Annotated in this window: 21 protein-coding genes; 16 read left to right on the top strand and 5 right to left on the bottom strand. The window is 56.3% G+C overall.

The window, feature by feature from the left end; translation table 11 throughout:
• Nucleotides 1-8: 8 nt before the first annotated feature.
• Nucleotides 9-524 (bottom strand): hypothetical protein, encoded by a 516-nt coding sequence (locus BLU52_RS10570; RefSeq protein WP_090283130.1) that lies wholly within the window; start codon nucleotides 522-524, stop codon nucleotides 9-11.
• 122 nt (nucleotides 525-646) lie between these two features.
• Here BLU52_RS10570 and BLU52_RS10575 point away from each other — a divergent pair, with 122 nt between their 5' ends.
• From BLU52_RS10575 to BLU52_RS10640, 15 genes are all read left to right on the top strand, one after another.
• Nucleotides 647-1,375, top strand: a complete 729-nt coding sequence (locus tag BLU52_RS10575; RefSeq protein ID WP_090283131.1) for a hypothetical protein — start codon at nucleotides 647-649, stop codon at nucleotides 1,373-1,375.
• Nucleotides 1,376-1,387: 12 nt separating this feature from the next.
• Nucleotides 1,388-2,350 (top strand): major capsid protein, encoded by a 963-nt coding sequence (locus BLU52_RS10580; RefSeq protein WP_008076958.1) that lies wholly within the window; start codon nucleotides 1,388-1,390, stop codon nucleotides 2,348-2,350.
• A gap of 45 nt (nucleotides 2,351-2,395) precedes the next feature.
• On the top strand, nucleotides 2,396-2,986 hold the full coding sequence (locus tag BLU52_RS10585; protein WP_090283132.1) for a hypothetical protein: 591 nt from the start codon (nucleotides 2,396-2,398) through the stop codon (nucleotides 2,984-2,986).
• A gap of 56 nt (nucleotides 2,987-3,042) precedes the next feature.
• On the top strand, nucleotides 3,043-3,546 hold the full coding sequence (locus tag BLU52_RS10590; protein ID WP_090283133.1) for a DnaT-like ssDNA-binding protein: 504 nt from the start codon (nucleotides 3,043-3,045) through the stop codon (nucleotides 3,544-3,546).
• Nucleotides 3,547-3,582: 36 nt separating this feature from the next.
• Entirely contained in the window at nucleotides 3,583-3,759 is a 177-nt protein-coding gene (locus BLU52_RS26665; protein WP_157720690.1) for a hypothetical protein, read from the top strand.
• 58 nt (nucleotides 3,760-3,817) lie between these two features.
• The gene (locus tag BLU52_RS10595) at nucleotides 3,818-4,186 is read left to right on the top strand and encodes a hypothetical protein (RefSeq protein WP_090283134.1); all 369 of its coding nucleotides are present in this window, start codon (nucleotides 3,818-3,820) and stop codon (nucleotides 4,184-4,186) included.
• Nucleotides 4,183-4,779, top strand: a complete 597-nt coding sequence (locus BLU52_RS10600) for a hypothetical protein (RefSeq protein ID WP_090283135.1) — start codon at nucleotides 4,183-4,185, stop codon at nucleotides 4,777-4,779. The genes BLU52_RS10595 and BLU52_RS10600 overlap by 4 nt, the downstream gene beginning before the upstream one ends.
• Complete coding sequence (locus BLU52_RS10605) at nucleotides 4,776-5,195, top strand: phage tail terminator-like protein (RefSeq protein ID WP_090283136.1); 420 nt, start codon at nucleotides 4,776-4,778, stop codon at nucleotides 5,193-5,195. The genes BLU52_RS10600 and BLU52_RS10605 overlap by 4 nt, the downstream gene beginning before the upstream one ends.
• A gap of 69 nt (nucleotides 5,196-5,264) precedes the next feature.
• Nucleotides 5,265-5,936, top strand: a complete 672-nt coding sequence (locus tag BLU52_RS10610; protein WP_056785418.1) for a phage tail protein — start codon at nucleotides 5,265-5,267, stop codon at nucleotides 5,934-5,936.
• Nucleotides 5,937-5,938: 2 nt separating this feature from the next.
• Nucleotides 5,939-6,319, top strand: a complete 381-nt coding sequence (locus BLU52_RS10615; RefSeq protein ID WP_090283137.1) for a phage tail assembly chaperone — start codon at nucleotides 5,939-5,941, stop codon at nucleotides 6,317-6,319.
• A gap of 17 nt (nucleotides 6,320-6,336) precedes the next feature.
• A complete protein-coding gene (locus BLU52_RS10620; RefSeq protein ID WP_090283138.1) occupies nucleotides 6,337-6,639 on the top strand; it encodes a DUF1799 domain-containing protein in 303 nt (100 codons plus the stop codon).
• 27 nt (nucleotides 6,640-6,666) lie between these two features.
• Complete coding sequence (locus BLU52_RS10625; RefSeq protein ID WP_090283139.1) at nucleotides 6,667-9,717, top strand: phage tail tape measure protein; 3,051 nt, start codon at nucleotides 6,667-6,669, stop codon at nucleotides 9,715-9,717.
• Nucleotides 9,717-10,055, top strand: coding sequence for a phage tail protein (locus BLU52_RS10630; RefSeq protein WP_090283140.1), 339 nt, complete (start codon nucleotides 9,717-9,719; stop codon nucleotides 10,053-10,055). Before BLU52_RS10625 ends, BLU52_RS10630 begins: the two co-directional genes overlap by 1 nt.
• A 9-nt stretch (nucleotides 10,056-10,064) precedes the next feature.
• The gene (locus BLU52_RS10635; RefSeq protein ID WP_090283141.1) at nucleotides 10,065-10,814 is read left to right on the top strand and encodes a phage minor tail protein L; all 750 of its coding nucleotides are present in this window, start codon (nucleotides 10,065-10,067) and stop codon (nucleotides 10,812-10,814) included.
• Nucleotide 10,815: 1 nt separating this feature from the next.
• Nucleotides 10,816-11,580: a C40 family peptidase gene (locus tag BLU52_RS10640; RefSeq protein WP_090283142.1), complete on the top strand. Its 765-nt coding sequence runs from the start codon at nucleotides 10,816-10,818 to the stop codon at nucleotides 11,578-11,580.
• 213 nt (nucleotides 11,581-11,793) lie between these two features.
• On the opposite strand, the gene BLU52_RS10645 is transcribed toward BLU52_RS10640, so the two are convergent.
• On the bottom strand, nucleotides 11,794-12,453 hold the full coding sequence (locus tag BLU52_RS10645) for a hypothetical protein (RefSeq protein WP_090283143.1): 660 nt from the start codon (nucleotides 12,451-12,453) through the stop codon (nucleotides 11,794-11,796).
• A 40-nt stretch (nucleotides 12,454-12,493) separates the two neighbouring features.
• A complete protein-coding gene (locus BLU52_RS10650) occupies nucleotides 12,494-12,742 on the bottom strand; it encodes a protein L (protein WP_090283144.1) in 249 nt (82 codons plus the stop codon).
• Nucleotides 12,743-12,891: 149 nt separating this feature from the next.
• On the opposite strand from BLU52_RS10650, the gene BLU52_RS10655 reads away from it, so the two are divergent.
• Complete coding sequence (locus tag BLU52_RS10655; RefSeq protein WP_090283145.1) at nucleotides 12,892-13,173, top strand: DUF4236 domain-containing protein; 282 nt, start codon at nucleotides 12,892-12,894, stop codon at nucleotides 13,171-13,173.
• 452 nt (nucleotides 13,174-13,625) lie between these two features.
• On the opposite strand, the gene BLU52_RS26670 is transcribed toward BLU52_RS10655, so the two are convergent.
• Both BLU52_RS26670 and BLU52_RS10665 read right to left on the bottom strand, forming a co-directional pair.
• Complete coding sequence (locus BLU52_RS26670; RefSeq protein ID WP_157720691.1) at nucleotides 13,626-14,189, bottom strand: hypothetical protein; 564 nt, start codon at nucleotides 14,187-14,189, stop codon at nucleotides 13,626-13,628.
• A gap of 72 nt (nucleotides 14,190-14,261) precedes the next feature.
• Nucleotides 14,262-15,587, bottom strand: a complete 1,326-nt coding sequence (locus tag BLU52_RS10665; protein WP_090283147.1) for a hypothetical protein — start codon at nucleotides 15,585-15,587, stop codon at nucleotides 14,262-14,264.
• Between the last annotated feature and the right edge of the window lie 122 nt (nucleotides 15,588-15,709).

Genomic DNA, 15,709 nt, shown 5'->3' on the forward strand with positions numbered 1-15,709 from the left:
TTGCTTGATCAGCATCCTTTTCTCTGGGAGTCCAGGTCTTCCATGTACTGGTAATACGCGTCTTTCCACTCTGTTACGAGTCTCTCGTATTCCGAGGTTATGAAGACAGGTCTTTCGAAAGATTTGTAGTCTGAAACCCTAACAGTCAACCAATCGGATAGTTCTCCGGATTTTTCACCCAGCGCTGTTTTGGTCAGCAACATTAATGAATATCCGGATCTGGAGAACGCCTCTACGTAAGCAGGTTTTTTTTCATAAAAGCCAGGCGAGGCACTTCCGGTTGTGAGCGAAGCCAGCGAGGCCATGAAGGCGTCACTTTTAATCCTGGCGTATTCCTCTCGTTTGTCGAGACGACTTATACAACTGAGCTTTTCGCTCGATCTCGTCGTTTGGGCGCTGCTAACCCATGTAGAGACGCTCGTCGTCAGTACCCCAGCAAGTGTGATTAGCGAAGAAAAGGCCGCGATTTTGAACGCGCTCTTCAAATCTCTCTCGGTTTTGTCTTTTGGCTCTGCAGATGGCATTTCAGCACCTCAATAAAAAGCGGCATTGAAAGGCTTCATTGACAGAAACGCAACGTAACCCGCTCAGGCGGGTTTTTTTACGCCTGCAAAGCAGGCAACACATACCCAAGGGGTGCATCAACGTGGCAGAAGAAAACGAAATCGACTTGGACAATCCGGCAATCAAGGCCGCTATCGCGACTGCCGTTGAAACCTCTGTTTCTGGTCTGAAAACCAAAAATTCCGAGCTGCTGGGCAAGCTGAAGGAAACCACCGGCAAGCTGACCCAGTTCGAAACTCAGTTCGAGGGTATCGACATCGACGCCGTCAAAGGCTTGCTCAGCCGGGCCGGCCAAGACGAGGAAACCAAGCTGCTGACTGAGGGCAAAGTGGACGAGGTGTTCAATCGTCGCACCGAGCGCTTGCGCGCCGACAACGATAAGCAGTTGAAGGCGCTCACCGTGCGGGCCGAGAAGGCCGAAGCATTCGCCGCCAAGTTCCAGGGCAAAGTCCTGGGCGACTCGGTACGCGGTGCAGCGCTGAAAGCCGGCGCACTGCCGGAAGCAACCGACGACATCATCCTGCGCGCCAAAGGCGTGTTCTCGCTGAACGAAGAGGGTGAAGCGGTCGCCGTTGATGAATCCGGCCAGGTCATCCTCGGCAAAGACGGCAAGACCCCTCTGACCCCGCTCGAATGGGCGGAATCGCTGCGCGAAAGCGCGCCTCACCTGTGGCCAAGGGCTTCAGGAACACAAGCCCCGGGCGGGGGTGGCGGCCAGGCTGCATTCAAGCGCTCCGAAATGACTGCCGAGCAAAAGCGCGACTACCAGCGCAAGCACGGCCAAACCGCATACCTGCAATTGCCCAAGTAAGGGGATTCACCCATGGCAACGACTGTGAACAGCGACCTGATCATTTACAACGATGAGGCGCAAACCGCATACCTGGAGCGTGTCCAGGACAACCTCGATGTATTCAACGCATCGTCCAATGGCGCGATCGTTCTCGACAACGAGCTGATCGAAGGCGACTTCCGCAAACGCTCGTTCTACAAGATCGGCGGCTCGCTGGAGCACCGCGACGTCAACTCCACCGGCAAAGTGACTGCGAAGAAGATCGGCGCCGGCGAGGCCGTTGGCGTCAAGGCACCATGGAAGTACGGCCCGTACCAGACCACCGAAGAGGCCTTCAAACGCCGCGGTCGTCCGGTCGATGAGTTCTCCCAGATCATTGGTGCCGACGTTGCCGACGCCACTCTGGAAGGTTTCATCCAATACGCCACTGCTGCACTGCGCGCCTCGATCAGCTCCAACGCTGACATGGTGGTTTCGGCCAACATTGAGACGGATGGCAAAAAGACCCTGACCCGCGGCATGCGTAAGTTCGGCGACAAATTCGGTCGCATCGCGCTGTGGGTCATGCACTCCAGCGCTTACTTCGACATCGTCGACGAGGCGATCGCGAACAAGGTTTATGAAGAGGCCGGTGTTGTCATCTACGGCGGCCTGCCCGGCACTCTCGGCAAGCCGGTGCTGGTGACCGACACCGCGCCGGCTGATGTGATCTTCGGCCTGTTGCCAAATGCCGTGGTGATCACTGAGTCTCAGGCGCCCGGTTTCCGTTCGTATGCGGTGAACGACGAAGAGAACCTCGGCATCGGCTACCGCGCCGAAGGCACCGTCAACATCGATGTTCTCGGCTACAGCTGGAAGGAAACCGCGGGTGGCGCGAACCCTACGCTTGCCGCTGTGGGTTCGGCTGCGAACTGGGTCAAGCATTCCAACAGCAACAAGGTGACTGCTGGTGTGCTGATCACCCTGACAACCACGCCACCAGCCGGCGGCTGATACTGGCCCTGACAGCGGCCAGCGATGGCCGCTACGGAGACTTTTATGGAACTGGTTTACTCCACTCAGAACTCGGACTTCGATCCAGAAAAGCGTTACCGCAATCCAGCGCACTTTGATCGGCCTGAAGCGGGTGTGACCCATGCGGTCGTGATTGGCGACTGGCCGAAGGTGGTCGACGCCTATGAGGCGCAGGGCATCGAGGTCTCGGTGTTGAAATCATTCATCAGCGAGTCGGTTAATTTGGATCGTGCCGACACCATCGCCAGCCTGGAGCAGGACAACGACATGCTCCGCGCTGAGCGCGACGGCATCGTGCTGCTGATCGAAGCCGCAGAAGGCCTGACCGAGCTGGAACACCCGAGCGCCGGCGAATTGCCGATCCGCTTGTTCGGTGCGCTGAAAGCCATTCACGAAGGTTTCGAAGCCCTCACGGGTGAACGCGACAACTTGGCGGGCGAGGTTGAATCGCTACGTGGCGAAGTTGTACGCCTCAAGGCGGCAGCGGAGCCGGTCGACAATGCTGAGAAGATCGCAAGTCTCAAAGCGCAGCTCGACGTTGCCAAAGTGCCGTATCGGGCGAACGCTTCGGTAGAATCGCTGGAAAAGGCAATTGCTGATCTACACCAGGCGTAACCATCCGGGCGCTGACAACGCGGCGCCCGATCCAGCACACCACAGCGAGCTGATTCATGACTCTCATCATCGAGGACGGTACCGGCAAGCCTGACGCCGAAAGCTACGCATCCGCCGAGGATCTTGCTATGTACGCCATGAAGTTCGGCGTGACCATCCCGGCAGAAGTGCCAGCACAGGAAGCGCTGCTGCGCCGGTCCGCGCTGGCAATGGATGGCATGACGTGGAAAGGGCGAAAGTCCAACAGCGAACAGGCGCTGTCCTGGCCACGCCGCGGCGTCGAACTGGATTACGAAATCAAGCCAGACAACTACCTGCCGGCGCGGATCCAGTACGGCCAGATGGCGCTGGCTGCCGAGATCCACACTGACGACGTCGACCCGATCGAGAAGCGCAAAGGCGCTGTTACGCTGGAGCGTGTCGAGGGTGCGGTAACTCGCGAATACGCGACGATTCCGAACACCAGCGGCCGGCTGTTGCCGGCAGCGCCGGATCGGCCGAGCGCAACGCAATTTGCTGACTATTTGCAGAAAAGAGGGTTGTTTGCAGTGCGAGCCTGATGTCAAATGGCCTCTCATAAAGAAATGGAGCTTCAAATGAGTAAGGTATTGAAAGACCAAGAGCTGGCATGGATCGGGTTCGCTTCAGCTGCATTGACCGGATACTTGGCAAACGGAAAGTATGACGAAAATGCGCCAAAACAAGCTGCGGTTAGGGCGGATGAGCTTCTTGAAGAATTCCAGAAACGTGTAAAAGCAGCAAACGGACATTAAACACTGAACGCCCAATAAGCCCAGCCATCGAGCTGGGCTTTTTACATCTGGAGCCACCATGGCCTTCTATGACGAAATGGCCGTGATGGCTCTGGAGATGATCACAGAGTTCGGCCAACCCGTGACCATCAGCAAGACGGAGCCGGGCGAGTACGATCCTGAAACAGGTGGGGATTCACCGGGCGCCACCATGGAGCAGACCGCCCAAGGCATCCTGCTCGACTTCACCGGTCAGGAATTCCAGAACAACAGCCTCATCAAGCAGGGCGACAAGAAGCTCAAGATCGCCGCGCAGGGGCTGGAGTGGGTGCCGGACCTGCTGAACAAAGTGATCATTCAGGGGCGCACCTGGTCCATCGTGCCGCCGTTGAAAGAGGTGAATCCCGCCGGCACGCCGATCCTTTATGAGTTGCAGGTGCGGTCGTGAGTCGCGCGGGTGCCGGCCAATCCGGCAGCTTCGCCCTGAGCCTGGCCGAGTTCGCGGCGCAGACCGGCGAAGCCATCGACGCCAGTGTGCGCGAGATCATCATCGAGGTCGGCAGCAGCCTGATCCGCATGTCTCCAGTGGGCAACCCGGAGATCTGGGCGCAGAACGCAGTGGCGACCGAGTACAACAAGGCTGTCGACGAACACAACACTGCGCTGCGCAGCGACCCGGCCAACCTGACCAAGGGGGGCAGGCTCAAGAAAGGCCGGAAGCTCGACGATGGCATGGACATCGTCGCACCGGAGGGCTACGTCGGCGGCCGGTTCCGTGCGAACTGGCACATCTCTCTCAGCGTGGTCGAAAGCGTCACCTTTGACGAGGTGGACCCAAGCGGCGCCGAAACCACTGCTGCGCTGGTCGCGGCGATGAGCGACTTCACCGCCGGCCAGATGGCCTACATCATTAACAACTTGCCCTATGCGATTCCGCTGGAGTTCGGCCATTCGACCCAGGCCCCCGGCGGAATGGTTCGGGTAACCGTGGCTCGCTTCCAGCAAATCGTGTTGGAGGCCATCAGGAACAACCAGGTATGAGTCATGCAATCATCGCCTCGATTTACGAGGCAAAGCTGATCGCCTGGAACGCTGCCAGGTCGGAAAAGCTCAAGATCGTTTTTGAGAACATGGCGTATACGCCCGCAGCGGGCGAGACTTACCTGCGGGCGTTCACCATTCCGGGCGACACGGCCAGCAACACGCTCGGGGGAGACCACCGGCTTTATACCGGCGTGTTCCAGGTCAGCATCATTTCTCCGGCCGGCACCGGTAAAGCGAAAACCAACCCTATTGCTGCCGAGCTCATCGCGTTATTTCCGCTTTATGTGCGCGACGTGAAGAACGGTTTTGTAGTTACGCCCATGACGCCTGTTGATGTCGGCCCAGGCATCACAGGCGATTCAACCTACACCGTCCCGCTGTCGTTCTCATATCGGTCCGACACCACGCCATAACCCGCCCGTTGGGCAAATCCTGAACCCGCCTCTGCGCGGGTTTTGTCATTTCTGCAAAGAGGAAAACCCATGTCTGTTTACTTCCCCAACGGGGCGACGCTTTCAATCTCCAGCGGATTCGCCGCCGCCAAGCTCATTTCGGCAATCAGCAACGCCAACCCCGGTGTCGCAACCAGCGCCGCAAATGGCTTTGCCAATGGCGATATCCTTCTGATCACGTCCGGCTGGGAGGACATCAACGAGCGCGCCGTGCGTGTATCCAACGCGGCGGCGGGCGCATTCACTCTGGAAGGCATCGACACGTCCAACGTGGCTTTCTTTCCCGATGGCATCAGCGGCGGTACCGCGAAGAAAGTGACCGGCTGGGTAGCGGTCAATCAGGTGATCGGCAACTCCATGTCCGGCGGTGAGCAGCAATACTGGACTTACGCGCCACTCGAAGCGCGCCGCGACAAACAGATCCCGACCACCAAAAATGCGCAGGCCTTCGCTTTCCAACTGGCTGACGATGACAGCCTGGCTTGGTACGAAGAGCTGGATAAGGCCGATCGAGAGAAGGAAGTGCGCATCTTGCGTATGTCGCTGCCCAACGGCAAAACGATCTATTACGCCGGTTATGCATCCTTCAACAAAACCCCGACGCTGGTGCGCAACGAAGGTGCGGCGGTTTCCTTTGGCTTTACCATCAACGCTGAAATCACCGCGTATCGCGCGCCGGTTGCTGCTGGCGGCGGGGCCTGATCATGGCGAAGTTCAAGATTGCGCAAGCGCCAACTTTCGCTGGTGTGGTGATGGTCCCGGTAGTTGGCCAAGACCCGGTGAAGGTGGATTTCACCTTCAAATATCGAGACCGCATCGAACTTGCCGCGCTATTCGATGGATGGAATCAGCGGCAAAAGCAGAGCCTTGAGCAGTTCGGCGACAAGCCTACGATGTCTCAAATCGTTGCGGTCGACACCGAAAACCAAGTGCAGCAGATCAAGGATCTGGTAGTTGGCTGGGAGTTCGACGACAAGTTCGACGATGAGGGTATCAAAGCGCTGGTGACCTCGTGCCACGGTGCAACCGAGGCCGTGGTAAATGCCTACCAGGCGGCCTACGCCAAGGCCCGCGCGGGAAACTGATTCGCGCCGCCCGCGCCATGTATGAGCCCCCTCCGAATGCGGAGCAACTTGCCGCATTCGGGTTGGACGCCGAGGACATTGAAGAGGAATTCGAAGTTTGGCCATGTCTTTGGCCAGCCTTCCTCCTGTTCAACAGGATGTCCACTCAGTGGCGTGTCGGCGCCGGCGGCGCTATTGGTCTCGACTACAGCAGCATCCGCGACGTGGCCGCTTTCCTCGGCATCAAGAAAAAGAAACTCGCTGAAATCTTCCCTGACCTTCAAGTGCTGGAAGGCGAAGCCCTGCGCGTCATGGCAGAGGAAAGGGAAAACAGCCCGTAAATGCGGGCATCTATTCAAGGTGAGTCGATGAACATTGCAGAACTCGGCGTCAAGATCGACTCGGCCGACGCTATTCAGGCCAAAACCAGCCTGGATGAAATGGCGAAGGCCGGCGGCCGCGCCGAGCAGTCCGCCGTTTCGTTGATGAACGAAATGCAGGCGCTGGAGAAATCGCTCTCTACCAACGCCAAGACCACGCAGGATCTCGCAAAACAGCGGGAAGCATTGGCGAAGCTGACCAAGACCGGCGCCTATGGCGAGGCTGAGGCCGCCAAGATTTCTGCGCAGCTCGATAAGCAGCAGGTGGCGCTGGCCAAGTCGACAATGGATGAGCAGAAGGCATTGAACAGCCTTCTGGGCGCCATCGACCCGGCCCGTGCCGCACTGGCGAAGCTGGATACTCAGGTCGAGCAACTGGGCAAACACTTGGATGCCGGCCGGATCAGCCAGGACGAGTACAACACCGCCCTGAGTAAGATCGACAAGGACTACGACAAGCTCAACAAAACCTCCACCGGCTTTGAAAAGTTGCGCCTCGGATCGCGCCAAGCGCAGGAAAACGTCGTGCAGCTGGGGAATGCGCTGTCGTCGGGGGACTGGGGAAGCGGCGTTCGTGCTGTTGCTCAGTTGGGCGCCGGAGCGGGTGAGGGCGCGGCGGGCCTGCTGGCGATTCTCGGCCCGCTGGCGCTGGCCACTGCCGCGGTGGGCGGACTTGCATACGCTTTTTACAAGGGCAGCGAGGAGCAGGACAGCTACAACAAATCGCTGATCCTCACCGGCAATCACGCCGGTGTGAGTGCTGGACAGCTCGGTGACATGGCGCGTCAGGTGAGCGCGACTGTCGGCACAACTGGGCAAGCCGCTGAGGTTCTCGCGCTGCTGGCTGGTAATGGAAAGATTGCTGGCGAAAGCTTCACGGGCATCACTCAAGCCGCGGTGTCGATGCAGGAAGCGACCGGCAAAGCCGTGAGTGAGACTGTGGCGGAGTTCGCCAAGCTCGCTGACGACCCGGTCAAGGCATCTGCTGCGCTGAATGAGCAGTACCACTATCTCACTGCGTCGGTTTACTCGCAAATCACCGCACTGGAAAAGCAGGGCGACCATGCCGGCGCCGTGAAACTGGCTACTGAATCATTTGCCGATGCAATCAACGAGCGCACGCCGCGGATCCTTGAGAACCTGAGCTTTTGGGAAAAAGGATACAACGCAGTCGCTCGCGCTGCCGATGGATTGAAGAATATCGGGCGCAGCGATATCGGTGCTGATATCGAGCAAGCCCGCCGTGACTTGGCGGGCGCTCAGGCGGGCGACGTAGGCCTGTTTCAGAACAATCAGGAGATGATCGACCTCTATCAAAATCGGCTCAACATGCTGGAGGACCAGCAGGCCGCAGAAGCCGATATCGCCAAGTGGCAGGGTGAGCAGGCGAAGGCCCAAGGCGATGCCGTCTCGTCGATGGCGAAGATCGACGCTCTCACCAAGTCCGCATGGACGAACGAGCAGAAGCGCACCGAGGCGATCAAGGAATACAAGCGCCAGCTCGAAGACATCCGCAAGGTCGCCCCGAACGATCCTCGCCTGAATCAGGCGGCGATCGACAAGAACCTGGCGAACATCAACGACCTGTTCAAGGATTCGAAAGCAACCGGAACACAGGTCGATCTGACTGGTTTCAACAATGCCAAGAACAACTTGACAGCTATCAGCGCTGAGTACAAAAACGCTCAGAAGGAACTGGACGCTGCGCAGAAGGCTGGACTCGTTTCTCAAGCCGACTATGCCCTGAAGCGCGAAGCGCTGATCGGCAACGAGCGCGACGAAGTGACCGCAGCTTATGAGGCGGAGATCTCCGCGCTGGAAGCCGCGAAAGCCAAAAAGACCACCTCTGCCGCGCAAAGCATCCAGCTGGACCAGAAGATCGCCGATGCTCGCGCCGGCATGATCAAGGCCCAAAAGGAAGCTGACAGCCAACTCGAAGTGCTCGCTACCAGCGAAACCGGAAGGCTGGCGAAGCAGGAGCGAGCGATATTCTCCTACGTTCAGGCATTGAGCCAGCAGCAACGGGCATTGGAACTGGCAGGACAGCGGGCGGTAGTTGGCGTTGGCCAGGGTGATCGGCAGAACGCACTGAATGGAGAACTGAACAGCCAGCAAGATCGGTTTGCGCAGCAATCGCTAGAACTGGAAAACCAGCGATCTGACCCGTCACGCAACATGTCGGAGGAGGAGTTCGCGCGCAAGTCGCAAGCGCTCGCCGACGCGAATAAAGCCGCAACCGATCAGATCCGGCAAAACTACGCAGATGTCGAGAAAGCTCAAGGGGACTGGACCAAGGGCGCAACGTCGGCCTGGGCCAATTATCTGGACTCGGCGAGCAACATCGCCGGCCAAACGAAAGCCCTGTTCGGCAACGCCTTCAGCTCGATGGAGGACGCAATCGTCAACTTCGCCATGACCGGGAAGCTGTCGTTTGCTGACTTCACCAAGTCGATTCTGGCGGACATGGCGCGGATCGCGACCCGTCAGGCCAGTTCGGCGCTGCTGAGCAGTCTCGTTGGTGCGGCTACCAGCTATTTTACTGGCGGCGGGGGCGGCAATGGCTTGGCGGCTGGGTCTGCCGGTGCGACATCGTCGAACCTCGGCGCTTCCTCGGCAGGGTACTCCGGCAGCTATTTCCCGCAGGCGCTCGGCGGTGCCTGGTCATCGGGTGTGCAGATGTTTGCCAACGGCGGCGCTTTCACCAACAACATCGTCAGCACGCCGACAGCTTTCGGGATGGCCGGCGGTAGGGCGGGTGTAATGGGCGAGGCAGGGCCGGAGGCGATCATGCCTTTGACCAGAACTTCCAGCGGCAAGCTCGGCGTTCTTGCTGCTGGTGGCGGTTCAGGGACAACGATCAGCATCAGCGCGCCGGTCACGGTGGTAACTGAGGACCGTGGGTCTGAAGGCATGCAGATCGACCAGCAAGCGCTCTCGAAAAACCTTCAATCGCAAATGCAGGCTGTGGCCGAGAAAGCCGTCGCTGATTCTTGGCGAGCGGGCGGCACCAGCTTTCGAAATGCCAATGGGAGGGCCTGATGGCCATCGAGAAATTCACCTGGCCAACCGAGCGCGGTGAGACACCCGAAATCACCTATCGGGTGCGCACCTCTAAGTTCGGCGGCGGCTACGCGCAAAACGTTGGCGACGGCCCGAACAACAAGGAGGACTCCTATCCGATCACCTGCTCCGGTCGAAAGGCCAAGGTGATGGAGATCATGGGGTTCCTTGACCGGCACGCCGGTGCAAAGGCGTTTCTCTGGACAACGCCGCTCGGCGAGCTCGGGCTGTTCACCTGCAAAAATCCTGCTCCCACACCAATGGGCGGTGGAGTCTTCAAGCTCACCGCCACGTTCGAGCGAGCATTCCAACCATAAGGGGCAACCATGCCGCTGATCAGTGACATCCAGGTGCTTGAGCCTGGCAGCGAAGTGCTGCTTTTTGAATTGGACGGCACGGACTATGGCGCGGACGTTCTGCGCTTCCACGGGCACGCGATACCGCACACGCCAGCCGACCTGATCGCCGCCGGCGCCAATGCCGATCAGTTGCCAGCGAAGGCGATTTATTGGCAGGGCAACGAGTACAGCGCCTGGCCGATGCAAATCGACGGCATCGAGGCGAACGGCGACGGCACGGCGGTCCGGCCGACGTTGTCGGTGGGCAACGTCAACGGGCGCATCACCGCGCTTTGTCTGGCGTTCGAAGACCTGCTCGAATTTAAGCTGACGATGCGCCACACGCTCGGCAGCTACCTCGACGCAGCGAACTTCCCCGCTGGCAATCCCACTGCAGACCCAACCCAAGAGACGATCGAGGTCTGGTACATCGACCAGAAGACGAACGAGGACGGGGAGACGGTCAGTTGGGAGCTGGCCAGCCCCGGCGACGTCGGTAATGAGTCGATCGGGCGTCAGGCCACAACCCTTTGCCACTGGTGCCTCACCGGCGGTTACCGGGGGCCGAACTGCGGATACACCGGCCCGTACGTCACGAAGGACGGCGTCATCACCGACAACCCTGAACTTGACCAATGCGACGCCACGCTGGGCAAGGGTTGCATCCCGCGGTTCGGCGAAGGAAACCCGCTGCCGTTTGGCGGCTTCCCCGCTGTATCCTTGATCGCACGGAGCTGACATGCGAAAGCACATCTTGAACGCGATCCAGGCGCACGCGGCGGCCGAGTACCCGAAAGAGTGTTGCGGTCTGCTGCTGGCGATCGGGCGCAAGCAGCACTACTACCCGTGCCGCAACGTTTCCACCGAGCCGCAGGAGGAGTTTCGGATTGACCCGGAGGAGTACGCCGCGGCCGAAGACGTCGGCGAAGTGATCGGCATAATTCATTCACATCCGGACGCCACCAGCAGGCCGTCACCACGCGACCTCGCCATGTGCGAAGCGACGGCGATGCCTTGGCACATTCTGAGCTGGCCGGAAGGCGACCTGCGCACCATCGTTCCCATCGGTGAAGTGCCGCTGCTGAAAAGACCGTTCGTGCATGGCGCCTGGGACTGCTGGCAGGTCTGCGCCGACTGGTACAAGCGCGAGTGGGGGCTGGAGTTTGAAGCCTTCAAGCGTGCCGATGGCTGGTGGGAGAGCAAGGAAAACACCAGCCTGTACGAAGAGAACTACGAGGCCGCCGGCTTCTACCGCGTCGACCAGCCGCAGCGCGGTGACATGATCGTGATGGAAGTGGGCCGCACGGTTTACCCAAACCACGCAGGGATCTTCCTCGGCACTGATCCTGCGCTGCCTAGTGAGGATGCTGCCACGTTCGGCCCTGGGCCGTTCCTGCTACACCACCTGTACGGCAGGCCGTCAGAGGTAATCGTGTTTGGCGGGCCGTGGCTGGACCGAACACGCCTGATTCTTCGGCACAAAGATGCGCAACGAACCACATAACTTAAAAAATGCCGCCGGAGACAGCCGTGAAAGATATGTCTGATTGGTTGGAAGCTCAGACTCTCGCCAACCTCGCTCGCTATGCGGATAGACCGCCTCAGGAATTGGATCAAGTAATCGTAACCAGCGGTATGACGGAGGCCGCGATGGAATACGTCTGCAGCCTTCACGACCCGCTGATTTCTATTCATCTGCTCGAGGAGATATTTCGAATCATGGCAGTTCTTCAGCCGAAGGCTCTGGTAAGTCGAGAACAGCGTCTTGAACGCGTTTCAATACTTCATCAAAATCAACAAAAATCCTCGTGAGCTTCTCTCCGTCTACTGTGCTTTGCAGCGTTGCAGAAAGTAGGTTCAAGGCTGCATACACATTGATCAGTCCGAGCGAAGCGTTTTTCAGATCTTCGAGAGTGAATCTCTTGATCACCTGAGAGTTATCTGGATTTCTTCTCCAGTCATTCGAAGCATGGGCAGCGTCGACACCCTCCAGAGATAGGTGCCATTGCCAATGTGCGATTTCGTTTCTCAAGCGTGACAGCTTGTCGTGTTCGGAGAGCGCCATGGAAAGACGTTTTTGAATAGCAGGATTTATCTCAGGCTCTCTGATTTGCGCAAGCGCCTTAATGGCCATGATCATTGCACCGGCCTTGATATTCAGCGTTCGGACTAACGCGAAAGTGACTGAAACCGAGGTGCCGGACAAAATTTGAAAAATGTCTAAAAGAGGAGAGTCACACAGAGCGTGGTTCACGACGACCTGACCAATCTCCTTCTTCATTGCATCATTGGGACCCGCCTCGTATCCCCATTTAGCAGCATCTTTATCTGTCACTTTTGAGTCTCCTAATTTCACAATCGCGCCGAATTGGCGCAATCCCAGTCCTTGGGCTTGCAGGCAAAGGACGAGGGGGAATTCAGCTTGTTTTGGTTCTAACGATCAACTGCCAGAGGACGGCGACCGAAGAATCAGCGTGCTGATGCCTGTTTTGGGGCGGAAATGGTTGGCCGGCGTTAGACGTTATTTCGTCACCGCACCCTTGGCAGCGATAGATTCCTGAAACCGGAACGGTGTCGCCGATTTCGTAGAGGGTGTTCCAGTGGGCGTGTTCTGGCGAGTTGGTTTCTGTGATGTATCGACGGGTGACTTGAGTTACGTATGCCATTGCGCTCTCCTTGAGCATTAAGGGCATAAAGCTACTATGTTGCCGATGTTTTGAGCTACTGGGCTTTCGTCCACGCTGGATGCCCACACAGCTTGGCGAGAATCCAGATCGGTTTATGATGGCTTTTCGCTTTCTCAAGGAGTTGAGCCATGGCCTTTCGCATCCGGAAAAGCTTCAAAATCGCCCCAGGTATTCGCCTCAATGTCAGCAAGAGCGGCCTCAGCACATCGATAGGCGGAAAAGGCGCGACGGTGAATCTGAGCAAGCGCGGGACGAAAGTAACGAGCAGCGTTCCGGGAACGGGGCTTTCTTCATCCAAGCTGTTTGGCGGAGCGAAGAGTGGCGTTACTAAAACCGCGCCTACACCTATGTGGGCACATATTGTCACATGGCTGATAATCGCCGCTGTTCTCTGGGCAATCTTTAGATGAGCAAAGCCCAGCTCGTTGCTGGGCTTTTTTATGTCCGTCAGCCCCGCCTGCATTCTTTCCCGCAGACATGGACGCGGGATGGCCGCCCTTCGACTCAGCGAGAGTTTGGGATCTCAGCTCGGTCATTTGCGCGGGCAAACATCTCAAGAAGCATCTGGTCATGCGTCTTCTGAGTAACCGAGTAAACCATGCATCGGTCTAGCAGTATTGTTTTCATACTGCGAGCCGAGGCCAAGTGCCTGGGCTCGACTGCGATCGTTGCGGTCTTGCCGCTGCGGATATCGGTGACTTCTAGGTTGTAACGCCCAATCAAACCTACATCACGTTTTGTCTGGCCTAGGCATTTGAAGGTAACGGTGATATCAGACATACCAGTTCCAAGGGTGCATCAGTCTTGAGCTGATGCCGAGTAGTGAAGGCGCCAATTGACGGATAATTCTGTGAAATCGCAGCTACTGTCGATTTGACATTTCTTCCCAAGAGCCTTTCGGAACTACTGAATCCAGCCGGTACATTGTCAGGATGCCTGCGTAATAGCTTCCTGGAATCCCTGGAAACGCTGCCTTTTCTCCGTCTTTGAAACGCCCATCGTATATCAACACTGTGCTGCCGCTTTGCGGAGTGAGGCTCACTGATACGCGTCCTGACGGCCGACAGCGAATCATCATGATTGCATTGGTACGGTGTCCGTTGGGTGCTTCTTCAAAAGCGCGAACAATTTGGTGTCCGTCTGGTTCAAGGCAGCTTTTACCAGAAATCGTGGCGGATACGGCCTCCGCCCATGGCTCATCACTTTTCGCGGAAGGCATGAATGATTGGAGAGTGATGCCAATCATTGCATTAGAGGGTAGGGGGTGGGCCCAGTCTTCAAACGCGTTTCTAGCGGCGATAAGTGCGGGCTCAAAGTTCTTCTTTATAACATCGGTCGTCGCTTCGAGGCAGGCGCCACTGACAGCCGCCAATGTCACTGCGAGAACTTTCAATGCATTCCTTTTGATGTTCAATGTTTTAAGCATCTCTATGTTTTTCGAGCTGGTAAAACCCCAGCCCAGTACTTGGGCTTGCAGGCAAAGGACTGGGTGGGGCCCTTACTGCTTGTGTTTTCTCTTTTCGTCTTTTGAGTTGGAAGAAATTTTTCGAGTGTTTTTATTGATAATAAACTCGTAATAGAACAAGCTCTTAATTACGTGGTGCAGATAATGCATTTCTCGAAAGGCGATAAGTAGCATTCTCATGAACTCAAGAAAAAACATCTCTTGCGGCTTCTCTTGTTTCAAGCCTTCTTTTTCAGAAAAATATTGAATTATTTGGGTCTTTTCATCATATTCTGTCGCGTAGTGAGCGATTGCATTTCTTGCTCCAGTGTTCAGAGCTGCATCGTCAAATTTGAACCAGCAATCATCGAGGTATTTGAATTTTTCAGAAAGAGTTTTGTCTGCGAATTTTGAAATTGAAGATAGTGCACCTCCATCTTTTGGCTTGAATTTATTGTGGTTTTGGCGGTGTATAATGTTGTTTATAGCGGCTACCAATGAAAGCTGTTTGCCAAGTATTTCAGTTATGTCTTTGTAGAGGTCTTTGTACTCGTTAAAATCCTTCGTTGAGATTTTTCCCGAAATTCTGTTGTCCGGTTGTTCTTCGACGAAGTCCATGAAAAGAGCAGGTCTGAGTGCTATCTCTGCATTGAGTATGCGTGGATAAATTTCTAAGCAATCGCGCTGGAGATTAGCGAGAAAATTAGTACTGATAATCTCGTCCATGAAATCATCGAAGGCTTGTTTGTTTTTTGTTCCGATATCTACCACCAAGTCGCTAATTTCGCTAGTGAAGGTGGCAGTGGAGATTGGATCAATGAACGGGAGGAAGGTTGTGCTGATCAAGCGATAGAGAGCGAGGTTTATATCCTCCATTGCCAATGTGCGCTCTAGCTTTTCTTCCGTGAATTCTTCTGCTTTTTTTACAAAGAGCTTCTTATTTTCGCCGTAGTATAAGCGCAATGTTCTTTTGAGGTCTTTAGACTTCTCATGGAGCTCATTCAAGTGATTGAGTCTTTGCTGGAAATGAAGGTAATCACTCTCCCTCGCACCTTCTTGAGGGTCCTTTCTCATTTTCTGTATAGCCATCAGATATGGGGTGTGGCCTGGAACATAAGTGGTAGACCACACTGGAAAGTCTAAATGAAGATCAATGAAAGGATTTCTCCCGTCGAACATCCCGTAACGTTTTTCGGGATCGTTTATAACGCCATTTAATTTGAAAGATGGGGAGTCATTGAGGAAGAGTGTGATCTCAATCAGCGCATCGCAATGAGGGCACGGAAAGCTAAGTGGTTGTGTTTTTCTGTTGGAAAAACCGATGCGGCAGTCGATATCGCCTTCACATGTTTCACAAGTAAAAGTTCCTACGTGGTTCATTGCTTTCCTTGCTTTCTTTCTTTAATTGATTTTAGCTAGCGGCGACGCCATAGCTGAAGGCATTACGCTACTATGCCGGCATCTAGGTGCGCCACTGGCTTTCCATCCACGCTGGATGCCCG

The sequence above is a fragment of the Pseudomonas granadensis genome, from assembly GCF_900105485.1.
Classification (GTDB): Bacteria; Pseudomonadota; Gammaproteobacteria; order Pseudomonadales; family Pseudomonadaceae; genus Aquipseudomonas; species Aquipseudomonas granadensis.